At 69.6% G+C, this 21,667-nt stretch carries 21 protein-coding genes; 4 read left to right on the top strand and 17 right to left on the bottom strand.

Annotated features, from left to right (window positions below):
* Positions 1–60: 60 nt before the first annotated feature.
* Positions 61–708: a DUF4232 domain-containing protein gene (locus tag ACWFRJ_RS26450; RefSeq protein ID WP_453535807.1), complete on the bottom strand. Its 648-nt coding sequence runs from the start codon at positions 706–708 to the stop codon at positions 61–63.
* Between the two features lie 328 nt (positions 709–1,036).
* Here ACWFRJ_RS26450 and ACWFRJ_RS26445 point away from each other — a divergent pair, with 328 nt between their 5' ends.
* Entirely contained in the window at positions 1,037–1,921 is an 885-nt protein-coding gene (locus ACWFRJ_RS26445; protein ID WP_453535804.1) for an NAD(P)-dependent oxidoreductase, read from the top strand.
* Here the strand turns inward: ACWFRJ_RS26445 and ACWFRJ_RS26440 are convergent.
* The 7 genes from ACWFRJ_RS26440 to ACWFRJ_RS26410 form a co-directional block, all read right to left on the bottom strand.
* Complete coding sequence (locus tag ACWFRJ_RS26440) at positions 1,918–2,895, bottom strand: zinc-binding dehydrogenase (protein ID WP_453535801.1); 978 nt, start codon at positions 2,893–2,895, stop codon at positions 1,918–1,920. The genes ACWFRJ_RS26445 and ACWFRJ_RS26440 overlap by 4 nt on opposite strands.
* 102 nt (positions 2,896–2,997) lie before the next feature.
* Entirely contained in the window at positions 2,998–3,987 is a 990-nt protein-coding gene (gene hemB / locus ACWFRJ_RS26435) for a porphobilinogen synthase (RefSeq protein WP_453535798.1), read from the bottom strand.
* Positions 3,988–4,076: 89 nt separating this feature from the next.
* Positions 4,077–5,735, bottom strand: a complete 1,659-nt coding sequence (locus tag ACWFRJ_RS26430; protein WP_453535795.1) for a uroporphyrinogen-III synthase — start codon at positions 5,733–5,735, stop codon at positions 4,077–4,079.
* The gene (gene hemC / locus ACWFRJ_RS26425; RefSeq protein ID WP_389912766.1) at positions 5,732–6,691 is read right to left on the bottom strand and encodes a hydroxymethylbilane synthase; all 960 of its coding nucleotides are present in this window, start codon (positions 6,689–6,691) and stop codon (positions 5,732–5,734) included. The genes ACWFRJ_RS26430 and hemC overlap by 4 nt, the downstream gene beginning before the upstream one ends.
* A complete protein-coding gene (locus ACWFRJ_RS26420) occupies positions 6,688–8,439 on the bottom strand; it encodes a glutamyl-tRNA reductase (RefSeq protein WP_453535791.1) in 1,752 nt (583 codons plus the stop codon). Before ACWFRJ_RS26420 ends, hemC begins: the two co-directional genes overlap by 4 nt.
* A complete protein-coding gene (locus ACWFRJ_RS26415) occupies positions 8,436–9,191 on the bottom strand; it encodes a redox-sensing transcriptional repressor Rex (RefSeq protein ID WP_383280819.1) in 756 nt (251 codons plus the stop codon). The genes ACWFRJ_RS26420 and ACWFRJ_RS26415 overlap by 4 nt, the downstream gene beginning before the upstream one ends.
* A gap of 304 nt (positions 9,192–9,495) precedes the next feature.
* Positions 9,496–9,774 carry a glutaredoxin family protein gene (locus ACWFRJ_RS26410; protein WP_453535788.1) on the bottom strand — a complete coding sequence of 93 codons (279 nt, stop codon included), beginning with the start codon at positions 9,772–9,774 and terminating at the stop codon, positions 9,496–9,498.
* Between the two features lie 149 nt (positions 9,775–9,923).
* Here ACWFRJ_RS26410 and ACWFRJ_RS26405 point away from each other — a divergent pair, with 149 nt between their 5' ends.
* The 3 genes from ACWFRJ_RS26405 (at position 9,924) to ACWFRJ_RS26395 (ending at position 13,475) form a co-directional block, all read left to right on the top strand.
* Positions 9,924–10,874, top strand: a complete 951-nt coding sequence (locus ACWFRJ_RS26405) for an HAD family hydrolase (RefSeq protein WP_453535785.1) — start codon at positions 9,924–9,926, stop codon at positions 10,872–10,874.
* Positions 10,875–11,175: 301 nt separating this feature from the next.
* Entirely contained in the window at positions 11,176–11,967 is a 792-nt protein-coding gene (locus tag ACWFRJ_RS26400) for an ECF subfamily RNA polymerase sigma factor, BldN family (RefSeq protein ID WP_383280827.1), read from the top strand.
* 266 nt (positions 11,968–12,233) lie between these two features.
* On the top strand, positions 12,234–13,475 hold the full coding sequence (locus ACWFRJ_RS26395; protein WP_453535781.1) for a DUF5667 domain-containing protein: 1,242 nt from the start codon (positions 12,234–12,236) through the stop codon (positions 13,473–13,475).
* Positions 13,476–13,564: 89 nt separating this feature from the next.
* Here the strand turns inward: ACWFRJ_RS26395 and ACWFRJ_RS26390 are convergent, their stop codons facing one another.
* From ACWFRJ_RS26390 to ACWFRJ_RS26350, 9 genes are all read right to left on the bottom strand, one after another.
* Positions 13,565–14,650 (bottom strand): lysophospholipid acyltransferase family protein, encoded by a 1,086-nt coding sequence (locus ACWFRJ_RS26390; protein ID WP_453535778.1) that lies wholly within the window; start codon positions 14,648–14,650, stop codon positions 13,565–13,567.
* 14 nt (positions 14,651–14,664) lie between these two features.
* Positions 14,665–15,711 carry an NAD-dependent epimerase/dehydratase family protein gene (locus tag ACWFRJ_RS26385; RefSeq protein WP_453535775.1) on the bottom strand — a complete coding sequence of 349 codons (1,047 nt, stop codon included), beginning with the start codon at positions 15,709–15,711 and terminating at the stop codon, positions 14,665–14,667.
* 340 nt (positions 15,712–16,051) lie between these two features.
* Positions 16,052–16,150 carry a 30S ribosomal protein bS22 gene (locus ACWFRJ_RS26380; protein ID WP_003948845.1) on the bottom strand — a complete coding sequence of 33 codons (99 nt, stop codon included), beginning with the start codon at positions 16,148–16,150 and terminating at the stop codon, positions 16,052–16,054.
* A 126-nt stretch (positions 16,151–16,276) separates the two neighbouring features.
* Positions 16,277–16,486 (bottom strand): helix-turn-helix domain-containing protein, encoded by a 210-nt coding sequence (locus ACWFRJ_RS26375; RefSeq protein ID WP_157869005.1) that lies wholly within the window; start codon positions 16,484–16,486, stop codon positions 16,277–16,279.
* Between the two features lie 132 nt (positions 16,487–16,618).
* Positions 16,619–17,434, bottom strand: coding sequence for a phosphatase (locus ACWFRJ_RS26370; protein WP_453535771.1), 816 nt, complete (start codon positions 17,432–17,434; stop codon positions 16,619–16,621).
* A 106-nt stretch (positions 17,435–17,540) separates the two neighbouring features.
* Positions 17,541–18,716, bottom strand: coding sequence for an acetoin utilization protein AcuC (locus ACWFRJ_RS26365; RefSeq protein ID WP_453535768.1), 1,176 nt, complete (start codon positions 18,714–18,716; stop codon positions 17,541–17,543).
* The gene (locus ACWFRJ_RS26360) at positions 18,667–19,887 is read right to left on the bottom strand and encodes an MFS transporter (protein WP_453535765.1); all 1,221 of its coding nucleotides are present in this window, start codon (positions 19,885–19,887) and stop codon (positions 18,667–18,669) included. The genes ACWFRJ_RS26365 and ACWFRJ_RS26360 overlap by 50 nt, the downstream gene beginning before the upstream one ends.
* A gap of 99 nt (positions 19,888–19,986) precedes the next feature.
* Positions 19,987–20,724 carry a VC0807 family protein gene (locus tag ACWFRJ_RS26355; protein ID WP_453535762.1) on the bottom strand — a complete coding sequence of 246 codons (738 nt, stop codon included), beginning with the start codon at positions 20,722–20,724 and terminating at the stop codon, positions 19,987–19,989.
* A 161-nt stretch (positions 20,725–20,885) separates the two neighbouring features.
* Complete coding sequence (locus ACWFRJ_RS26350) at positions 20,886–21,530, bottom strand: HAD family hydrolase (RefSeq protein WP_453535759.1); 645 nt, start codon at positions 21,528–21,530, stop codon at positions 20,886–20,888.
* Between the last annotated feature and the right edge of the window lie 137 nt (positions 21,531–21,667).

Below are 21,667 nucleotides of genomic sequence, written 5' to 3'. Positions count from 1 at the left end.
GCCTCGTGCGGGGGCACAACGAGGCCGGGGGCAGCTGGAGGGAGCCAGGTCAGGGGCGGGTCAGCTCGACTCGCCCTGTCCCGCGCTGCCGATCGGGCCGACCTTGACCGGGGAGCCAGCGCCGTCGGTGACGGGCAGGGTCTTGGCGCCCGGCCATTCGAGGGTGACGGACTTCGTGTCGTCCGGCGGGGTCACCACCAGGCTCGTGACGCTGACGCCGGAGCCGCCCGAGTCGTTCATCGGGTAGTTGACGCCGAAGGACACCGACTCGCCGTCCTTGAGGGTGCCCGGGGTGGGCTGCTCACCGGTGCGCTCGGCGGACAGGTCGCCCTCGCTGGTCTTCAGGTCGACGCCCGCGTACCCGGAGATCGCGCACTCCTTGCCGCTGCCGTTCGTCAGCGTCACCGCGACGGTGCGGTCGTTGTCGCCGTCGATGGTGCTGTCCTGCGCCGTGATGTCCAGGTCGTCGGCGCGGCACTTGCCGAGCTCGCCGCCCTCGTCGGAGCCGGAACCGGAGTCCTTGTCGCCGCCCTGCTCCGAACCGCCGCCCTGCTCCGAACCGCCGCTCGACGACGGCTCGGACGCGGCAGAGGACGAGGAGTCCCTCACTCCGGTGCCGTCGTCGTCGTTGCACGCGGTGAGCGAGAGCGCGGCGACGAGGGAGAGGCCGGCGAGGATCGAACGGGTCGTGGTGCGCGTGAACTTCATGAGAGTGGAGCCCCCGGGGTCAGGAAAGACTGTGGTGCGAATGGCCGTGCCGCGGCGGCGGCACGGCCAAAAGCGAAACAGCCCCTGCCCGACCCGTACAAGGAACCTCGGCCGATCTGGAACGCTGGAACGCTTCCACCCATCTGACCTGCGCGAATTCCGCTGCCCTGGAACATCGCTCTGGGACGCCGGAAACCCCGCCTGTGCCGCGCCCCTCACCAACCTCCCGGTAAGTACGCACAAAAAAGTAGGTACTTGTCCGCTTCTCCGTGCACGGCAAGGATCGGAGGCGTCCCCACCACACGCCTCCGATCGGAGTCTCCCAGCCATGCCCGCACAGCCCGTGCAGCCCCCCGTAAGCGTCCTCGGTCTCGGCCTCATGGGCAGCGCGCTCGCCGCCGCGCTCCTCAAGGCGGGCCACCCCACCACCGTGTGGAACCGCACCGCCGCCAAGACGGGCCCCCTGGCAGCCCAGGGCGCGACCCCGGCGGACACCGCGCGAGACGCCGTCACGGCGAGCCCGCTCACCCTCGTCTGCCTCACCACCAACGACGACGTCCGCGCCCTCCTGGAGCCGGAGGCCGACGCCCTCGCGGGCCGCACGCTCGTCAACCTCACGAACGGCTCGCCCTCCCAGGCCAGGGAGCTCGCCGACTGGGCGGCGGCCCACGGCATCACGTACATCGACGGCGGCATCATGGCCGTACCCCAGATGATCGCGACGCCCGGCGCGTACATCCTCTACAGCGGCACCGACGAGGCCGCCTTCGAGACGCACCGCCCCACGCTGCGGGCACTGGCGGACACCAAGTGGGTCGGCAAGGACCCCGGCCTCGCCGCGCTGTACGACCTGTCCCTGCTGACCGGGATGTACGGGATGGTGATGGGCGTCGCGCAGGCGTACGCGCTGATCGGCACGGAGGGCATCCCCGCCCGTGAGTTCGCGCCGCTCCTGACCGACTTCGTCGTCGCCATGACGCAGAGCCTCGTGCCGGGCACCGCCGAGGCGCTCGACTCCGGGCAGCACCTCACGGACGTGTCCAGCCTCGCCGTCAATCAGGCCGCGCTGCCCAATTTCCTGAGCGCCTACGCCGAACAGGGCATCAGCGGCGCCCTGTTCGAGCCCCTCCAGGGGCTCCTGGACCGCGCGATCGCCGAGGGTCACGCGGCCGACGGCCTCTCGCGCCTCGCGGAGCTGCTCAAGCAGAGCTAGGGCACGAGCAGGACCTTCCCCGTGGTCTCGCGCCGCTCCATGGCCGCATGGGCCCGAGCCGCCTGGGCCAGCGGGAACGTCTGCACCGCGGGGGCCAACTCCCCCTTGGCGGCGGCCTCCAGAGCCCGCCGTTCACGATCGGCCCCGCCCTCGGGCCGTGCGATCAGCTCGAGCAGGGCGTTGGTGACGGTGATCCCCCGCTCCTCCACCACACCCGCGTCCGGCTCGAACCCTTCCTGCGACGACCAGCCGATGACCACGTAGCGCCCGCCCTCGCCGATGAGACCGAACGCGGCGGCGGACTTCTCTCCGCCCACCCCGTCGAGTACGACGCTCACCTGCCGCCCACCGAGCCGCTCGCGCACGACGTCCGCCCAGCCGGGCTCGTTGTAGTCGACGGCGAGGTCGGCGTCGAGACCCCGGACGGCCTCGACCTTGTCGGCCCCACCGGCGGCTCCGATCACGACCGCCCCGAGCGCGACGGCGTACTGCACCACGAGCCGCCCGACACCACCGGCGGCGGACGTCACCAACACCACGTCGTCGGACGTGAGTCGAGCGGCGTCCAGGAGGCCCATGGCAGTCGCCCCGGTCATCACCATGGCCGCGGCGGCCTCGAACCCGAGCCCGTCCGGCACCTCGTGCAGCTGCGCGAGTTCGGTGACCGCCAGCTCGGCGTACCCGCCGGGTTCACTGCGCGGAGTCACGACGGCCCGGCCGAGCCACGCGGGATCCACACCGTGCCCCACCGCGTCGACGACCCCGGCGACCTCCCCGCCGAGGACGGCGGGCAGCTCGGGCAGCGGCGGCGCCATGTCACTCGACGCGCCCCGCCGCATGACGGTCTCGACGAAGTGAACTCCCGCCGCCCGCACGGCGATCCGCACCTGGCCCGGCCCCGCTACGGGGTCGGGCAAGGTCTCGTACGTCAGGTTCTCGGCGGGCCCGAACTCGTGCAGGACGACAGCGTGCATGGTGTGCTCCTCAGAACGTCGGAACGTCGATGCACACCACTCTGCGACCTCAACCAAGCTTGAGGTCAAACCGCAAGCCTGACCGGGACCCCGGGCAGAGCCTCAGAGCTGTCGCGCCACCTCGGTCGCCCAGTACGTGAGGATCATGTTCGCGCCCGCACGCTTGATGCCGGTGAGCGACTCCATGATCGCCTTGTCCCTGTCGATCCAGCCGCGCTCGGCGGCGGCCTCGATCATCGAGTACTCGCCACTGATCTGGTACGCCGCGACAGGCACGTCGACCGAGTCCGCGACCTTCGCGAGGATGTCCAGGTAGGGCCCCGCGGGCTTCACCATCACCATGTCGGCGCCCTCTTCGAGGTCGAGCGCCAGCTCCCGCAGGGACTCCCGGGCGTTGGCCGGGTCCTGCTGGTAGGTCTTGCGGTCGCCCTTGAGGGACGAACCGACGGCCTCGCGGAAGGGGCCGAAGAAAGCGGACGAGTACTTCACTGTGTAGGCGAGGATGGAGACGTCCTCGTGCCCGACCTGGTCCAACGCGTCCCGGATGACACCGATCTGACCGTCCATCATGCCGCTCGGCCCCACCACATGGGCGCCCGCGTCGGCTTGGACCTGCGCCATCTCCGCGTACCGCTCCAGAGTGGCGTCGTTGTCGACGCGCCCCTGCGAGTCGAGGACACCGCAGTGGCCGTGGTCGGTGAACTCGTCCAGACACAGGTCGGACATGACGATGAGGTCGTCGCCCACCTCGGCGCGCACATCGCGCAGGGCGAGCTGGAGAATCCCGTCCGGATCGGTGCCGACGGTCCCCGCGGCGTCCTTCTTGTCCTCCTCCGGCACCCCGAAGAGCATGATCCCGGAGACCCCGGCCTCCATCGCCTCGACGGCGGCCTTCTTCAGGCTGTCGCGGGTGTGCTGGACGACGCCCGGCATGGCGCCGATCTCCACGGGCGCACTGATTCCCTCGCGCACGAACGCGGGCAGGATCAGGTCGGCGGGATGCAGCCGCGTCTGGGCGACCATGCGCCGCATGGCGGGCGTGGTGCGAAGGCGGCGGGGCCGCGCCCCGGGGAACGATCCGTACTTGGTCACTGTCTCTCTCACCTCACGAAAGAATCCGGCCCCGGCTGAAGGATCTCAGCCGGGGCCAGGGAGTAACTAGCTCAACGGTGCCGGCACCCTCAGGGTGCCGCACGCCGCCTGCGTGATCCGGGCCGACGCTCGCTCGGCCTGGTGACGGGGTCCCCCGCCTCCAGGGCGGAGAGTCTGCGCCGCGTACCGAACTCTGCCAACGCCTCCGCCAGCTTGTGGACGGAAGGCTCCGGAGCCATCACGTCCACCCGCAGCCCGTGCTCCTCCGCCGTCTTGGCGGTGGCGGGGCCGATACACGCGATGACGGTCACGTTGTGCGGCTTGCCCGCGATACCGACGAGGTTCCGCACGGTCGACGACGACGTGAAGAGCACGGCGTCGAAGCCGCCGCCCTTGATCGCCTCACGCGTGTCCGCCGGGGGCGGCGACGCACGCACCGTCCGGTAGGCGGTCACGTCGTCGACCTCCCACCCGAGATCGATGAGCCCGGCGACCAGCGTCTCCGTGGCGATGTCGGCCCTGGGCAGGAAGACCCGGTCGATCGGGTCGAAGACGGGGTCGTACGGCGGCCAGTCCTCAAGGAGACCGGCGGCCGACTGCTCACCGCTGGGCACCAGGTCGGGCTTCACGCCGAAGGCGATCAGCGCCGCGGCCGTCTGCTCGCCCACCGCCGCGACCTTGATCCCGGCGAAGGCACGCGCGTCGAGCCCGTACTCCTCGAACTTCTCGCGTACGGCCTTGACGGCGTTCACGCTGGTGAAGGCGATCCACTCGTAGCGACCCGTGACGAGTCCCTTGACCGCGCGCTCCATCTGCTGGGGCGTGCGGGGCGGCTCCACGGCGATGGTCGGCACCTCGTGAGGCACCGCGCCGTAGGAGCTCAACTGGTCGGAGAGCGAGGCCGCCTGCTCCTTCGTACGCGGAACGAGCACCCGCCAGCCGAAGAGCGGCTTCGACTCGAACCACGAGAGCTGGTCGCGCTGGGCGGCTGCGGACCGCTCGCCGACCACGGCTATGACGGGCTGGCCCCCCTCGGGCGACGGGAGGACCTTCGCCTGCTTGAGGACCTGCGCGATGGTGCCCAGGGTCGCCGTCCACGTGCGCTGACGTGTCGTCGTACCGGCGGCGGTCACCGTCATCGGGGTGTCCGGCTTGCGCCCGCAGGAGACGAGTTCACCGGCGGCCGAGGCCACGGAGTCCAGGGCGGTCGACACGACCAGAGTTCCGTCGGACGCCCCCACCTCGCTCCAGCAGCGGTCGGACGCGGTGCGCGCGTCGATGAAACGCACGTCCGTGCCGTGGGCGTCGCGCAGCGGAACACCCGCGTAGGCGGGCACACCGACCGCCGCCGCGATGCCGGGCACGACTTCGAAGGGGATGCCGTCCGCGGCGCAGGCGAGCATCTCCTCTGCGGCGTAGGTGTCGAGGCCCACGTCGCCGCTGACGGCTCGTACGACCCGCTTGCCGCCCCTCGCCGCCTCCATGACAAGATTGGTGGCAGCTCGCAACGACGACGCTTCGGCGATCGCTGACGCGTCGTCAACTGTCCCTGGCCGAGGTGTGTCCACACCTCCCCTGGCATGCGCGCGTACGACGTCGAGCACATCAGGCTCGGCGATCAACACGTCCGCTCGGGCCAGCGCCTCTACGGCGCGCAGCGTTAGTAGTCCCGGATCTCCGGGTCCGGCACCCAGGAAGGTGACGTGCCCGTGTGCGGGAAGGCCGGCAAGGTTCGAGGTGGGGCTCAAAGTGCTCGCTCCCCCATCAGACCGGCCGCGCCCTTGGCAAGCATCTCGGCAGCGAGTTCACGGCCGAGCGCCAAGGCTTGGTCATGCGTCTCGGGCACGGGACCGGTGGTGGACAGCTGCACCAGCGTCGAGCCGTCGGTTGCCCCGACGACGCCGCGCAGGCGCATTTCCTTGACAATCTGCCCGTCGGCCAGCAAGTCGGCCAGCGCGCCAACAGGCGCGCTGCAACCGGCTTCCAGGGCGGCGAGCAGGGATCGCTCGGCGGTCACGGCGGCCCGGGTGTACGGGTCGTCGAGCTCGGCGAGCGCGGCGGTCAGTGACGCGTTGGACGCGGCACATTCGATCGCCAGTGCCCCCTGGCCGGGGGCGGGCAGAACTGTGTCGACCGACAGGAAGTCGGTCACCTCGTCGATCCTGCCGACGCGGTGAAGTCCGGCGGCGGCGAGCACGACGGCGTCGAGCTCACCCTTGCGCACGAATCCGATGCGGGTGTCGATGTTCCCGCGGATCGGCACGGTCTCTATGGCGAGCCCGTGGTTGCGTGCGTAGGCGTTGAGCTGCGCCATGCGCCGTGGCGAACCCGTGCCGATGCGCGCGCCGCCCGGCAGCTCCGGGAACGTCATCCCGTCGCGTGCGATGAGTACGTCGCGGGGGTCCTCGCGCAGCGGCACGGCGGCCAGCGCCAGGTCGTCCGGCTGCGCGGTCGGCAGGTCCTTCAGCGAGTGCACGGCGAAGTCGACCTCACCGCCGAGCAGCGCGTCGCGCAGGGCGGTCACGAAGACGCCGGTGCCGCCGATCTGTGCGAGCTGCTCACGGGACGTATCGCCGTACGTCGTGATCTCCACGAGCTCTACGGGGCGGCCGGTCACGCGGCTCACTGTGTCTGCCACCTGCCCGGACTGGGCCATGGCCAGCTTGCTGCGCCGTGTCCCGAGCCTGAGTGCCCTCTCGGTCATGCCCGGCCTCGTTTCGGGTCTGTTTGCTGTGCGATCTGCGGTGCGTTCTGATCGGTGGATTCGGAGTCATTGAGCTTGTCGGCCCTGCTGACGGCGGCGACCGTCTGCGGGTCGAGGTCGAAGAGGGTGCGAAGCGCGTCCGCGTACCCGGCGCCGCCGGGCTCGCCCGCCAGCTGCTTGACCCGCACGGTGGGTGCGTGAAGCAGCTTGTCGACGACGCGGCGGACGGTCTGGGTGATCTCCGCGCGCTCCTTCTCGGCAAGTCCGGGGAGCCGTCCGTCGAGCCGCGCGATCTCGTTCGCGACGACGTCGGCGGCCATGGTGCGCAGGGCGACCACGGTCGGCGTGATGTGTGCGGCCCGCTGCGCCGCGCCGAAGGCGGCGACCTCGTCGGAGACGAGTCCGCGGACCTGCTCCACGTCGTCGGCCATCGGGGCGTCGGCGGACGCGTCGGCGAGCGACTCGATGTCGACGAGGCGTACGCCGTCGATGCGGTGCGCGGCGCCGTCGATGTCGCGGGGCATGGCCAGGTCGAGCAGGGCGAGCAGGACGTTGCCGGTCTCGACGATCGAGGGACGGCGGCGGCGCTCGTCCGGCATCCGCGCGCCGGCGGCCACGGCCGCGGCGAGCGCGGCGATGGTGTCGGCCTCGCTCTGCGGGTCGTCGCGGCGCGCGGCGGGCGCGTTGTCCACCCAGGCGGCGTGCTGCTCCAGGGTCGCGGCGTCCATCCCGGCCACGGCGTCCTCACCCATGACGGAGAACCCGACCCCGCGGGGTACGGCGGCTCCGTCGCCGGAGAGCCCGAGCGGACAGGCCTCGTCGGTGTCGGGGGCGGTGTCGTACGAAGTGGAGGCAGCCGAGGAACCTGCCGCCGCTGCGCGGGGTGCGCCCACCGCGACGGGCAGGCCCGCACGGTCCTCGACGGCGGCCGCGACGGCGTCGGCGGTCAGGACGAGTCCGGTGGCGCCGGTGCAGGACACGGCGACATCTGCACGTGTCAGTTCGGCCGTCACTTCGTCCATCGGCACGGCGCGCGCGATGGTGCCCGTGCCCCCTTCGGAGAGGATCTCCGCGAGACGGTGTGCCCGGTCGAGCGTGCGGTTGGCGACGACGACCTCGTGGACCCCGGCCCGCGCGAGCGTGGCCGCGGCGAGCGAGGACATGGATCCGGCGCCGATGACCAGGGCGCGCTTGCCCTTGGCCCACGTCTCGACGGGTTCGCGCCCGGCGAGCTGTTCGAGTCCGAAGGTCACGAGCGACTGACCGGCCCGGTCGATGCCGGTCTCCGAGTGCGCGCGCTTGCCGACCCGCAGGGCCTGCTGGAAGAGGTCGTTGAGGAGGCGCCCCGCGGTGTGCAGCTCCTGGGAGCGCGCGAGGGTGTCCTTGATCTGGCCGAGGATCTGCCCCTCGCCGACGACCATCGAGTCCAGGCCGCAGGCCACCGAGAACAGGTGGTGGACGGCCCGGTCCTCGTAGTGGACGTAGAGATAAGGGGTGAGCTCTTCCAGACCCACGCCGCTGTGCTGCGCGAGCAGGGTCGAAAGCTCGGCGACGCCCGCGTGGAACTTGTCCACGTCGGCGTACAGCTCGATGCGGTTGCAGGTGGCGAGCACGGCCGCTTCGGCCGCGGGCTCGGCCGCGAGGGCGTCCTGCAGGAGCTTGGCCTGCGCGTCGGCGGCAAGGGCGGCCCGCTCGAGCACGCTCACCGGAGCGCTGCGATGGCTCAGCCCTACGACGAGGAGACTCATGCCGGCATCACGGCGGGGACGTCCCCGTCGGGTCCCTTCCGCTGCTGCTTGGCGGCGACGGGCGGCGCGACCTCGTCGGCCGCCGCTTCCTCGCCGGCCTTGCGCTGCTCGTGGAAGGCGAGGATCTGCAGCTCGATGGAGAGGTCCACCTTGCGTACGTCGACGCCGTCGGGCACGGAGAGAACGGTGGGCGCGAAGTTCAGGATCGAGGTCACACCGGCGGCGACGAGCCGCTCGCAGACCTGCTGGGCGGCGCCCGCCGGGGTCGAGATGACGCCGATGGAGACGCCGTTGTCGCTGATGATCTTCTCGAGGTCGTCCGTGTGCTGCACCGGCATCCCCGCGACGGGCGTGCCCGCCATCGCCGGGTCGGCGTCGATCAGCGCGGCGACACGGAAGCCGCGCGAGGCGAACCCGCCGTAATTGGCAAGAGCCGCACCGAGGTTACCGATACCGACGATCACCACGGGCCAGTCCTGGGTCAGGCCGAGCTCGCGTGAGATCTGGTAGACGAGGTACTCGACGTCGTAGCCGACACCGCGCGTCCCGTAGGAACCGAGGTAGGAGAAGTCCTTGCGCAGCTTCGCGGAGTTGACCCCCGCGGCGGCCGCGAGCTCCTCGGAGGAGACCGTGGGCACCGAGCGCTCCGACAGAGCGGTGAGGGCTCGGAGGTACAGCGGAAGCCTGGCGACGGTGGCCTCGGGAATCCCTCGGCTGCGGGTCGCCGGTCGGTGAGTTCGGCCAGTTGCCACGGTGCTCCTGCGGGTAGAGCGGGGCTGCAGGCGGTCACACGTCCCCAGACCGCCCCGTCTCCTGCAGGCTATGTCTTTGTGAACGCGTGCACAAAGATGGTGTCCGATTTGCCCGCCCAACGTGACCGGGGTCACGCGCCCCCGGCGCGCTTTCCTGGAACCGGCGCGCAGGCAGCGGCATTGCTCAGTTGAAGGGGGCAAAACCGCACACTCTCCTCACGATCATCGCCCCCGAGACCAAACCGCCCACGATCCTAAGGGACCATTCGGGCCACTTGGACTACTCAGTCAGTCTCGATTCGGACTACGGGGCGAGCTCGCGGCGCAGTCGATCTTCGTCGACGCGCCAGAACGTGTGCTGCTCACCGTCCACCAGAACCACCGGAATCTGTTCCCAGTAGGCGCGGTTGAGCTCTTCGTCCCGCGTGATGTCCTTCTTCTCCCAGGGCACTCCCAGGTCGCCGCAGACCTTCTCGACCACCAGCTGTGCGTCATCGCACAGATGACAGCCGGGCTTACCGATCAAGGTGACCGTCCGGTCCTGGGGCTTCTTCTTCTCCGTACGGCGAAAAATCGGGCTCATGACCCCATTCTCGCCCCCTCGACGCGCCGCGCGGGCCGCCTGAGTACCGGCCCGAGTACCCGCCTGTTTAACGGTGTGGTCGCGGAGAGTTCACAGCGTCGAATCCTGCCGACTCCGGATCGACCGAACGAACTAGCTATGCTCACGACATGGCCGCTCTCGGATGGCTCACACCCCGTAGGCGCTCCGCCACCGCGCGGAGCGTGCTGGCAGGCGAGGCCTCGGCTGAGGCAGCGCGCAAGTCCTCGCAGGAAATGGAGGCACTGGACGATCTGGCGGCTCAGGCCGCGCCCGATGAACCGGAGGAGCCCGAGTTCCCGGTCGTCGGCGACGACAAGGCCGCGGCCTTCTTCGACCTCGACAACACCGTGATGCAGGGCGCCGCGATCTTCCACTTCGGCCGCGGCCTCTACAAGCGGAAGTTCTTCGAGCGCCAGGAGCTGGCCCGATTCGCCTGGCAGCAGGCGTGGTTCAGACTGGCCGGTGTCGAGGACCCCGAGCACATGCAGGACGCCCGCGACAGCGCCCTGTCCATCGTCAAGGGCCACCGGGTCGCCGAGCTGATGTCCATCGGCGAGGAGATCTACGACGAGTACATGGCCGAGCGCATCTGGCCGGGGACGCGCGCCCTGGCCCAGGCCCACCTCGACGCGGGCCAGAAGGTCTGGCTCGTCACGGCCGCCCCGGTGGAGACCGCGACGATCATCGCCAGGCGCCTCGGCCTGACCGGCGCGCTCGGCACGGTCGCCGAGTCCGTGGACGGCATCTATACGGGAAAGCTCGTCGGCGAACCCCTGCACGGCCCCGCGAAGGCCGAGGCGGTCCGCGCGCTCGCCTCGGGCGAGGGCCTGGACCTGGCCCGCTGCGCCGCGTACAGCGACTCGCACAACGACATCCCGATGCTCTCGCTCGTCGGGCACCCCTACGCGATCAATCCCGACGCCAAACTGCGCAAGCACGCACGCGAGCGGGACTGGCGCCTGCGGGACTACCGCACGGGCCGCAAGGCCGCCAAGGTGGGCATCCCGGCCGCCGCGGGCGTGGGAGCCCTCGCAGGCGGTACGGCTGCGGCCATCGCCCTGCACCGCCGCCGCCACTGAACATTCTCTCGGTCATACCCCGCCCGGGCTCCCGCCAGTCACGTTGGTAGCACCCGACCACAACACGCCTCGCGCTTAGCCGGAATGTGAACCATTTCGATCAACAACTGATCACTGTCCGCTACTTGAACGGGCATCGTCCGGCTACAGAAGCGACGTAATCGGTGATTTGAGCAACTGGGTGTAGTGCTGCCTGTACGAAGCGTTATTCTCCTCAGACGCATTACGGACCCCACACGTCGCTACGACGGGTGAACGGTTCCGCACTGCACGTGATGGAAGCTCTGCCTCTGGGAGTCCCGTGTACCCACACGTCGGGGTTGACGCCTCGGGCCTGGCTACGCTGCGCGCAACGGTCGCTGACCGCTTGCGCGGCTTCGTCCCCACCGCGTACGCCGGCCCCGCCGTCCCCGCATTTGCCGTCCCCACACCCGCCGGGCCCGTCTATGCCCTGGCGGACAGCGGCGCGGCGGTCAGCAGACGGGCTCGTTCCGCCTCTACCGCTACCTCAACCCCCACCCATCGCCGTCCCGCCGCGGACAGCGACAGCGCCCGCATGATGGATCTTGTCGAACGCGCCCAAGCGGGCGAGTCCGACGCCTTCGGCCGTCTCTACGACCAGTACAGCGACACGGTCTACCGCTACATCTACTACCGCGTCGGCGGCAAAGCGACCGCCGAAGACCTCACGAGCGAGACCTTTCTGCGCGCCCTGCGCCGCATCAGCACGTTCACCTGGCAGGGCCGCGACTTCGGCGCCTGGCTTGTCACGATCGCCCGCAACCTGGTCGCCGACCACTTCAAATCGAGCCGTTTCCGCCTCGAAGTGACCACCGGCGAAATGCTCGACGCCAACGAGGTCGAGCGCAGCCCCGAGGACTCTGTCCTGGAGTCCCTCTCGAACGCCGCACTGCTGGACGCCGTGCGGCGCCTCAACCCCCAGCAGCAGGAGTGCGTGACCCTGCGCTTCCTGCAGGGCCTCTCGGTCGCCGAGACCGCTCGGGTGATGGGCAAGAACGAGGGCGCGATCAAGACCCTCCAGTACCGCGCGGTCCGCACACTCGCCCGGCTCCTGCCGGACGACGCGCGCTAGCGCCGCGCACCGTCGATAGCCCTCTGTAGCCGTGCGGAGTCCTCAACTCACCCTCCGTGGCGGCCAGATGGCCGTCGCGGAATTAGGGCGGTCCGATCATCCTCCGTCCGTAACCCAAGTGCCGCGACGCTCGTTGTGCGGGATGCAGGCTCCCTGTGGTCGCCCCTGAACACCTCCGCTCACTCGATCGTGTGGAAGTACTCAGGTCGTGCAACCCTCAGGACCCCCTAGGGAGTCGATCGTCATGACGAGAGGAGGTGCCGCCAGTGATCGCGAACGTATCGGCACACCGGCGGGCGAACGCCTTCGCCCAGGACCTGGAGGAGCGATCCGACCAGGACCCGGCGGCCGAGCAGTCCGAAGGTTCCGTCACACCCGATTCCGGGCCGTCCGAACAGACGGCCCCGGACCGGATGCTGACCCTCGCGACCGAACTCGGCGAGCTGCCGAAGCCGGAGCTGGATCCCGAGGTCAAAGTGGTCCAGCGGGCCCAGCTCGTAGCCGCCATGGAAGCCATGCTCCTCGAGGGCACGGCCGCGGGCGCTGGGACCATCGGCACCTCGGTGCCCGAACAGCGCTCCCGCAAGGGCGCCCACCGGGCCACGGGACTGCACAGACTGAAGCCACGCTCCAGACTGTCGAAGGGCATCGCCGCGGGCGGGCTCACCGTCGGTGTGGCCGCCGGGGCGTTCAGCGGGGTGGCCGCGGCCAGCTCCGACGCGCTGCCGGGCGATTCGCTGTACGGCCTGAAGCGCGGCATGGAGGACCTCAAGCTCGGCATGGCCGACGGCGAGAGCGACAAGGGCGGGATCTATCTCGACCACGCCTCGACGCGCCTGAACGAAGCCCGTCGCCTCATGGAGCGGGGCCGCTCCGGCGACCTCGACCACGAATCCCTCGGCGAGATCAGGCGGGCCCTCTCGGGCATGCGGTACGACGCATCGGAAGGCCACCGTCTGCTGCACGAGGCGTATGAGCGGGACGGCTCGCTCGGCCCCATGCAGACCCTGTCCGCCTTCTCGGAGTCGCACCGCAGAAGCTGGCGCGACCTGCAGAGCAGGCTGCCCGTCCAGCTCGGCGACGTGGGCGAGCAGGTGAACTCGGTCTTCGACGCGATGGACCAGGAAGTGGACCCCCTCCGCTCCCTCTTCCCCCGCGCCCCGGAGAAGGGCGACGCCCCCGGCCGACCGAGCCAGGGCAGCTCCTCCGGCTCCTCGGCACCGGACAGCCCCTCGGCCCCGGACTCGTCGCCGAGGGACGGCAAGAGCGCCGACAAGGGCAAACCCCACCCGTCGGCACCGGACAAGGGCGAGAGCGACGGCTTGCTCGGCGGCAACACGGGCGGCCTCCTGGACCCCCCGAAGTCCGACACGACCCACCCGAGCAGCCCGTCGGACGACGACTCGTCCGACAAGCAGTCCCCACCGGCGAAGCCGGACGTCACGGTGCCTCCGATCCTCCCCGGCCTGCTGCCGGGCCTGGGGATCGACGGAGAGGACGCGAAGTAGCGGTACGGCATGAGGGAGGGGCCGGATCCTCGGATCCGGCCCCTCCCTCATGCCCAAGAAATATGTGCTCGTCTCAGAAGAACACCGAGTCAGAAGAACACCGAGCGCCGCTGCACAAGCAGCTTGTACAGCGTGTGCTGAATCTGCTCCCGCACCTGATCGGTCAGGTTGAACATCAGCATCGGATCCTCGGCCGCCTCAGGCGGATACCCGTCCGTGGGAATCGGCTCCCCGAACTGAATCGTCCACTTCGTGGGCAACGGCAGCGCCCCGAGCGGCCCGAGCCAAGGGAACGTAGGCGTGATCGGGAAGTACGGGATACCGAGCACCCGCGCCAGCGTCTTCGCGTTCCCGATCATGGGGTAGATCTCCTCCGCCCCCACGATCGAGCAGGGCACGATCGGCGTCCCCGCCCGCAACGCGGTGGAGACGAACCCGCCCCGTCCGAACCGCTGCAACTTGTAGCGCTCGCTGAACGGCTTCCCGATGCCCTTGAACCCCTCCGGCATCACCCCGACCAGCTCACCCCGCTCGAGCAGCCGCTCGGCATCCTCCGCGCACGCCAGCGTGTGCCCCGCCTTGCGCGCCAGCTCATTGACCACCGGCAGCATGAAGACGAGGTCCGCCGCGAGCAGCCGCAGATGCCGCCCCTCGGGGTGGTTGTCGTGCACGGCGACCTGCATCATCAGGCCGTCGAGCGGCAACGTCCCGGAGTGGTTGGAGACGATCAGCGCCCCGCCGTCCGACGGGATGTTCTCGATGCCCTTCACCTCGACGCGGAAGTACTTGTCGTACAGCGGCCGGAAAAGGGACATCAGGACCTGGTCGGTGAGCTCCTCGTCGTAACCGAAGTCGTCGACCTCGTAGTCACCCGTGAGCCGCCGGCGCAGGAACGCGAGACCACCCGCGATACGCCGCTCCAGGCCCCCGCCACCGTCCCGCGGCTGCGGTACGCCCCCGGCGCCCGCCCCCGTCCCGGCAGCCCCCTGCCGCGAAGCCTGCGGCTCGGGCCTCTCCACTTGCGGATCCCCGTCCTGCTTGCCCGGCATGGCCGTGACCTCACGCACCGCTGCCGGATCGTTCTTGCGCCGGGCCGCGCCCCTGCGCCGCGCCGGGCGCTGCGCACCCGCGCGCGACCGGTCGTCATCGAACGGAATGACCTTGGCGTCCGCCATCGTTGACGCTCTCCTCAGTTAACGCTCTGGTTGCCCGCGAAGGGCAGCGTGGCGATCCGGTCGATGACCCCCGCGACGGCCTGCGGCGGCAGAAGTCCCGGACCCCGACTGCGTACGAAATCCGCGAAGGTCTCCGCGGTCGTGTACTTGGGGCTGAAGCCCAGTGTCTCGCGCATCTGCCGGGTGGCCACGACCCGGCCATGGGTGAGCAGCCTGATCTGCTCGGGCGAGAAGTCCGTCATGCCCAGGGTGCGCAGCGCCTGGCCGACCCAGGTGACCGCGGGCATGAACACCGGCAGCGTCGGACGCCCGAGGCGCCGCGAGCACTGCGAGAGCAGCAGCAGACCGTCACCCGCGATGTTGAACGTACCGCTGTTGAGCGTCCCGCGCTCCGGGTCGCGCGCCCCGATCCGCAGAACCTCGATCGCGTCGTCCTCGTGCACGAACTGCAGCCGCGGGTCGTAGCCGAAAACCGTCGGCAGGACCGGCAGCGAGAAGTACTCGGCGAGCGGCGAGTCCGCGGCGGGACCCAGGATGTTCGCGAAGCGCAGCACGCAGACCGCCACGTCCGGGCGGCGGCGCGCGAATCCGCGTACGTATCCCTCGACCTCGACGGTGTCCTTGGCGAAGCCACCGCTGGGCAGCGACTTCGGCGGCGTCGTCTCGGTGAAGACCGCGGGGTCGCGCGGCGCGGAGCCGTACACATTGGTGCTCGACTTCACCACGAGCCGCCTGACCGTCGGCGACTTCTGGCAGGCGCCGAGCAGCTGCATCGTGCCGATGACGTTGGTTTCCTTGAGCGAGCCGCGATTTCCGCCGGCAAGCGCGGTGCCCGTGACGTCCATGTGCACGACCGTGTCGACGGAGAACTCGGCGAGCACCTTGGCGATCGCGGGCTGCCGGATGTCCGCCTGGACGAAGTCGGCGCCGCCCAGATGGTGCTCGGGCGGGACCGCGTCGACGGCGACCACCCGGTCGACCTCGGGGTCCCTCAGCACGCGTCGGACGAACCGCCCGCCCAGTTGACGGGCCACTCCGGTCACGAGCACGACCTTGCCCAAGATCAGCGCCTGCCTTCCCCAGCCCTCGAAGTCCTGCCGCGCCCCATCATGTCCCTCCCGGCACACGCTAGCGGGTCGATGTTGCGCTGTGATGACCGCCCGATGCAGCAAGTGACGACAGCCACGACGCACGCGCACGGACCTGGCCCTATGCCCAGACCAGGACGTACGCCGGATCGGGACGCACATCCTGCCCAGAGCGTACGTTCGAAACAAGCCCCCGAGCGGTCCGGTAGAGCCCGAAAACCGGCCGGAAGCCACCACGGCGGGTACCCGGAAAACACCGAAGCCCTCCCGTCGGATGACGGGAGGGCTTCGGGACGCGCAATCCAGCTGTCGCTTACTTCTTGTTACGACGCTGAACGCGGGTGCGCTTCAGCAGCTTGCGGTGCTTCTTCTTGGCCATCCGCTTACGCCGCTTCTTGATAACAGAGCCCACGACTACCCTCGCTCACTTCTCTTCACTCGGTGCGGGGCAGCTGACTGGGCCCACACGACCTACGTCGGCCCTAGCCTACCCGCCCCTGGGTGAGGGACGTAATCGAGGGGGATCGATCGGCTCCGATCAGCCCGCCTCGACTCCTACATAGGACTCGCGGAGGTACTCGTGAACCGCCTGCTCCGGAACCCGGAAGGACCTTCCGACCCGGATGGCGGGCAGATGACCACTGTGCACCAAGCGGTACACGGTCATCTTGGACACTCGCATCACCGAGGCGACTTCCGCCACGGTCAAGAACTGAACCTCGTTCAGCGGCCTCTGGTCTGCAGCCATGACACCCCACCTGAACCTTCCGCACATGACGGGCACCGGCTTCCCCTTCCGGTGACTCTTCGTCTCTGCGCGCTCACTCCCCAGACTAGGGGCGGATGATGCGAGTGGGGAAGAGGAGTAGCGATCGGCCGCCTACTGTGACAGACACGCTCGATTGAGTACATAGCGAGTAAGCGGTCGGTAGTAATCAGACCGCACAGCGTCATCAAGCGGAACGACGACGGACACCTGCCCCTCGGCCTCTCCGACGAACAGCGCGGGATCGTCCGTATCCGCGAGGCCGATCGCCTCGAACCCCAGCTGACCTGCCCCGCACACCCATCCGTGGTCCCCGATGACAAGCTCGGGAAGCGGTCCCTCACCCTCCGCTGCGGCTGCGAGCGCGGCTCGAACCGGGAGCGGGGAATGGGTGTGTGCGCCGGTCTCACTCCCGGTCGGACGTGCGCCGGGTTCCCGCACCAGCGCGACTCCCTGTACGTAGTCAAGGTTGTACGTGCGTAGACCGAACCGGGTCGTTATGTCGACACTGTTGCCCTGCGCAGGGGTGAGAACGGTGCACCCCGCCGCCGACAAAGCGTCCGCCAGAGCGGCGTAGAAGCCGAGTAGCCGGTGCGGATGCCCCGTCCCGAAGAGCACGGGAAGCCGCCTCCGGGCCGCGTCCGCGAGCCTCTCGGCATAGGCGTCGAGCGCCGCCAACGTCCGCTCGGGGTCGATGACATCGGCCCCCTGGGTGTGCCGAGGGTCGGCGGATACCCCGCACTTGTCCGCCATGAGCCCCAGCAAGTCACCGCAGCCCCAGCTCCACTCGGGATCGAGCCCGAGCAGTATCCGCGGATCCCGGGCCGCGAAGAGCCGATAGCTCCGCAGGCTCTCTTCCCGCGTGGTGGCCACGGGCCCGGCAAGCCGGGCGGCCAACAGATGCGCACGCAATGCTCCGGTGCTCAACACGCTGTGAGCGTGCCGCAGAGAAACGTTCCGTGCCCCCAAAACCCCGGAAATGCCCCACAGTTGGGCTAACGGGGCTACAGCTGTTCAGCCCGGGTCATCGCCGCGCCTACGGCAACAGCCCCCGCAGCGGAAACGCCGCCCGCCGCGCCGCGACCACCGCCTGATCAAGCCGATCAGCGGGGTCGTACCCCTCGGACCAGTCCGCCCAGGTGACAGGCCACCTGCCGTCACTCATCCGAGCAGGCGCCAACTGCCGCGTACGCGCGAAGACTTCCTGCCGCCAGGCTTCAGGGATGTCCGCCGAAGGCAGCACCTCCCGCCCCGCGGCGATGGCGGTCAGATGGGTCCAGGACCGAGGCACCACATCCACCACGGCGTACCCACCCCCGCCCAACGCGACCCACCGCCCATCGGCGTACGAGTGCGCCAGCTCATGGCAGGCCACCTGCACGGCCCGCTGCGCATCAAGCGAAACAGCAAGATGGGCCAACGGATCCTCGAAGTGTGTATCGGCACCGTGCTGCGAGACGAGCACCTGCGGCCGGAAGTCCGCGAGCAGCTCGGGCACCACGGCGTGGAACGCCCGCAACCACCCCGCGTCCCCCGTCCCCGCAGGCAGCGCGACATTGACGGCCGACCCCTCCGCCACGGAGGCCGCACCCGTCTCCTCGGGCCACCCGGTCTGCGGAAACAGCGTCCGCGGATGCTCGTGCAGCGAAATCGTCAGGACCCGTGGATCGTCCCAGAAGGCCGCCTGCACCCCGTCCCCGTGGTGCACGTCCACATCCACGTACGCGACCCGCTCGGCGCCCAGTTCGAGCAGCCGCGCGATGGCAAGCGCGGCGTCGTTGTAGATACAGAACCCCGAAGCGGACCCCGGCATCGCATGGTGCAGTCCGCCCGCGAAGTTCACCGCGTGCAGCGCTTCCCCGCGCCACACCGCCTCGGCCGCTCCCACCGACTGCCCGGCGATCAGCGCGGACACCTCGTGCATCCCCGCGAAGGCGGGATCATCCGTGGTCCCCAGGCCATAGCTGCCGTCCGCCGACGCCGGATCGGCGGACGCGGCCCTGACCGCCTCCACATAGTCCTCGCGATGCACGAGCCGCAGGGTCGAGTCACCGGCACGCTTGGCCGCGACCACGTCGAGATCCCGGTCGAGCCCGAAGGCGCTGACCAGACTTCTGGTCAGCGCGAGCCGGACCGGGTCCATGGGGTGCTCAGGACCGAAGTCATAGCCCGTTACTGCCTCGTCCCACATCAGCTGTGCGCGGCCGCTCATGCCCGTCACCGTATCGGTCCGCTTCCGGAGCGAAAGAGCGGGCGTACAACAAGGTCATGAGCACAAGGACCATGGGTACGAGCATCGCCGCGCGGTAGTTCCAGGCGTCCCCGAGCGCACCCACGAGCGGCGACCCGATCAGGAACCCCACGTAGTTGAAGACGTTGAGCCGCGCGACAGCGGCGTCCGACGCCCCGGGAAAGAGCCGCCCCGCCGCGGCGAAGGTCTGCGGAACGATCACACAGAGACCGAGCCCGAGCACCGTGAAGCCCAGAATCCCGGTCCACGCCCCGGGCGCCACCGCCACGACCGCGAACCCGAGAGCGGCCACCACCGACCCGACCCGCACCACCGCCACGGCCCCGAACCGCCGCACACCCAGGTCCCCGAGGCCCCGCCCCAGCAGGGTCATGACCATGTAGACGTTATAGGGGACGGTCGAGACCTCCTCCGAACTCCCGAGCACGTCCTGCAGATACTTCGCACTCCAGTTGGAGACCGTCGAGTCCCCGATGTACGCGAAGGTCATCACCAGGCAGAGCGGCAGGAGCAACTTGAAGACGACGGTCCCGCCCTGCCCCGCACCGCCGTCACTGTCCTCAACACGGGAGGACCCGGCATCGACGTACCACCGACTCCCCACCAACGCGGTCGGAAGGAGCACCACGACCACCGGCAGATACGACACGAAGAGCGAAAGATCCCAGTGCGCCCCCGCCCACGCGAGCGAAGCCCCCGCGATCCCGCCCAGGCTGTACGCCGCATGGAACCCCAGCATGATGCTGCGCCCGTACGTCCGCTGCAGACTCACCCCGAGCATGTTCATGGAGGCGTCGAGCGCCCCCACCGCAAGCCCGAACGATCCGAGCGCCACAGCCACTTGCCACAGGGTGTCGCCCGCGCCGACCCCGAGCAGCGCCAGGAGCACCACGGGCTGCGCCCACCGCAGCACACGGCTGGGCGGCACCCGCTTGACCAGCCACTCCGTGCCCACGCTCCCGACGCCGGCGAGGATCGGCACGGCGGCCAGGAAGACGGGCAGCAGGCCGTCGGATATCCCGTACTGATCCTGAATGGCGGGGATCCGCGTCACCAGCAACGCGAAGGTGACGCCCTGCACCAGGAAGCTGAACGCCAAAGAGGCCCTGCCGCGCCGCAGCTCATCTGTCATGGCTGCTGAGCGTAGGACCCCTGACTACCGGTGGGTAGATAGATCACCCATTCAATTTCCTACGCCTCTCCCGCAAGGGGGCGCACGGCAGGCTCCCCGTCACCGCCCGAGCGCGGTGACCTCCTCGCTCACCATCTCCTCCATCGGGGCGACGACCAGGCGACCGCTCATCAGGACCGTCGCCGTGATGGTGACCCCGGCGATCGCGCCACCGAGCCACACCATGGTGTCGACGGGCAGCGTGTAGGCCCCCAGGACCCGCGCCACTGCCTCGCCGAACAGCGCCACGCCCCAGATCACCGAGAACATCCGCTCCATCCGCGCGAACCGCCCCCGCTCGGCGATCAACCGCTCCCACACCGCGGTCCGCGCCGCGTTCCCCTTGGTGACCCAGGGCTTGAGCCCGGCGGTCATCAACGGCCGCCCGGCGCCCACGGACACCAGCACGGCGATACCGATCGTCGCGGTGATCCCGCTGTCCTTGGCGAGCATCAGCCGCGGGTCACCGGCAAGGAGACTGAGCAGCAGCCCGACAAGATTGGCGGTCAGGATGAGCGCCGCGAGCCCGTTGACCCGCCGGTCCTTGACCACGCTCCACGCCGTCCGTCCCGCGGGCACCACGCTGCTCCAGGCGAGCGCCGCCATCGTGCCCATACCGAAGCCCTTGCTGAGCAGGTAGTACGAGGCTGTGGGCACCACCGCGTCGAGCACGAGCGGCTTCAGCGACTCCCAGCGCGACCGCCGGGCTGCTGCTGTGTCCGTCGTACTGGTGGCGGTGCTGGTGGTCCTGGTGGCGGTGCTGGTGGTCCTGGTGGCGGTGGCGGCGAGCTGGCTCATGGTGATCGGTCCTCCGTCGGCTCTGTCACTGGCTCTGTCACTGTGTGCGTCGTCCCGTTCGTTCTCGACGTACTCAGCTTCGCCGCGACCACCCATCGGCCGACAGAAACGATCGTCCGGACCTGGCAGTGACAAATGTCAGCCCGAACCCCAGGCCCCCGTCATACGAGCAGGTCAGCCAACTCCCCCATGTCCCCGAAGAGTTCAGTGGCCTCCGAGAGCCGCTCCGCCGGCGTCATGGCGGTGAACCCGTAGACGTCCATCCCCGCCGCCACAGCGGCCCGCACCCCCAGCGGACTGTCCTCGACCACCACACACTTCTCGGGCGCCACTCCCATCCGCTCGGCGGCGTACAGAAAGAGATCCGGCGCCGGCTTCCCCCGCCCCACGTCCTCGGAGCTGAAGATCCGCTCGTCGTCGAACCACCGATCGAGCCCGGTCCGCCGATGTCCGACCCGGATCCGCTCATGGCTCCCGGACGAGGCCAGGCAGTAGGGCACTTCGTCGGCCACCAACTCCTCCAGTACGCCCACCGCCCCCGCCACGGGCTCCAGCTCCCGCTCGAAGGCGGCGAAGACACGAGCGTGGAAGGTCACATCAAAATCCCCGGGCAACCGCTGCCCACTGCGCTCGAGAACAAGGTCGTGTACGCGATGGACGGCGGCCCCCATGTAGTCACGCAGGGAGTCCTCGTACGTGGTGGGGTGGCCGAGCTCCGTCAGATAGGCGGCAAGGATGGTGTTGGAGAGCGGCTCGCTGTCCACAAGGACGCCGTCATTGTCGAAGATGACCAGGTCGTATCGCATAACTCGACCCTAAACGCAGAAAAGCCCCCTTGCGGGGGCCTGGAACGCAGAAAACCCCCGCACCCAGAGGGTGCGGGGGTTTCCCGTTAATAATAGTTCGGCGGCGTCCTACTCTCCCACAGGGTCCCCCCTGCAGT

The organism is Streptomyces sp. NPDC055239, assembly GCF_053606205.1.
The sequence above is the reverse complement of the archived record's forward strand: the minus strand, read 5'-3'. Positions and strand labels throughout refer to the sequence as shown.

Coding starts and splice junctions, on each gene's coding strand:
- ACWFRJ_RS26450 (WP_453535807.1), bottom strand. CDS start 708: ATGAAGTTCACGCGCACCACGACCCGTTCGATCCTCGCCGGCCTCTCC.
- ACWFRJ_RS26445 (WP_453535804.1), top strand. CDS start 1,037: ATGCCCGCACAGCCCGTGCAGCCCCCCGTAAGCGTCCTCGGTCTCGGC.
- ACWFRJ_RS26440 (WP_453535801.1), bottom strand. CDS start 2,895: ATGCACGCTGTCGTCCTGCACGAGTTCGGGCCCGCCGAGAACCTGACG.
- hemC (WP_389912766.1), bottom strand. CDS start 6,691: ATGACCGAGAGGGCACTCAGGCTCGGGACACGGCGCAGCAAGCTGGCC.
- ACWFRJ_RS26420 (WP_453535791.1), bottom strand. CDS start 8,439: ATGAGTCTCCTCGTCGTAGGGCTGAGCCATCGCAGCGCTCCGGTGAGC.
- ACWFRJ_RS26410 (WP_453535788.1), bottom strand. CDS start 9,774: ATGAGCCCGATTTTTCGCCGTACGGAGAAGAAGAAGCCCCAGGACCGG.
- ACWFRJ_RS26405 (WP_453535785.1), top strand. CDS start 9,924: ATGGCCGCTCTCGGATGGCTCACACCCCGTAGGCGCTCCGCCACCGCG.
- ACWFRJ_RS26390 (WP_453535778.1), bottom strand. CDS start 14,650: ATGGCGGACGCCAAGGTCATTCCGTTCGATGACGACCGGTCGCGCGCG.
- ACWFRJ_RS26375 (WP_157869005.1), bottom strand. CDS start 16,486: ATGGCTGCAGACCAGAGGCCGCTGAACGAGGTTCAGTTCTTGACCGTG.
- ACWFRJ_RS26365 (WP_453535768.1), bottom strand. CDS start 18,716: ATGAGCGGCCGCGCACAGCTGATGTGGGACGAGGCAGTAACGGGCTAT.
- ACWFRJ_RS26360 (WP_453535765.1), bottom strand. CDS start 19,887: ATGACAGATGAGCTGCGGCGCGGCAGGGCCTCTTTGGCGTTCAGCTTC.
- ACWFRJ_RS26355 (WP_453535762.1), bottom strand. CDS start 20,724: ATGAGCCAGCTCGCCGCCACCGCCACCAGGACCACCAGCACCGCCACC.
- ACWFRJ_RS26350 (WP_453535759.1), bottom strand. CDS start 21,530: ATGCGATACGACCTGGTCATCTTCGACAATGACGGCGTCCTTGTGGAC.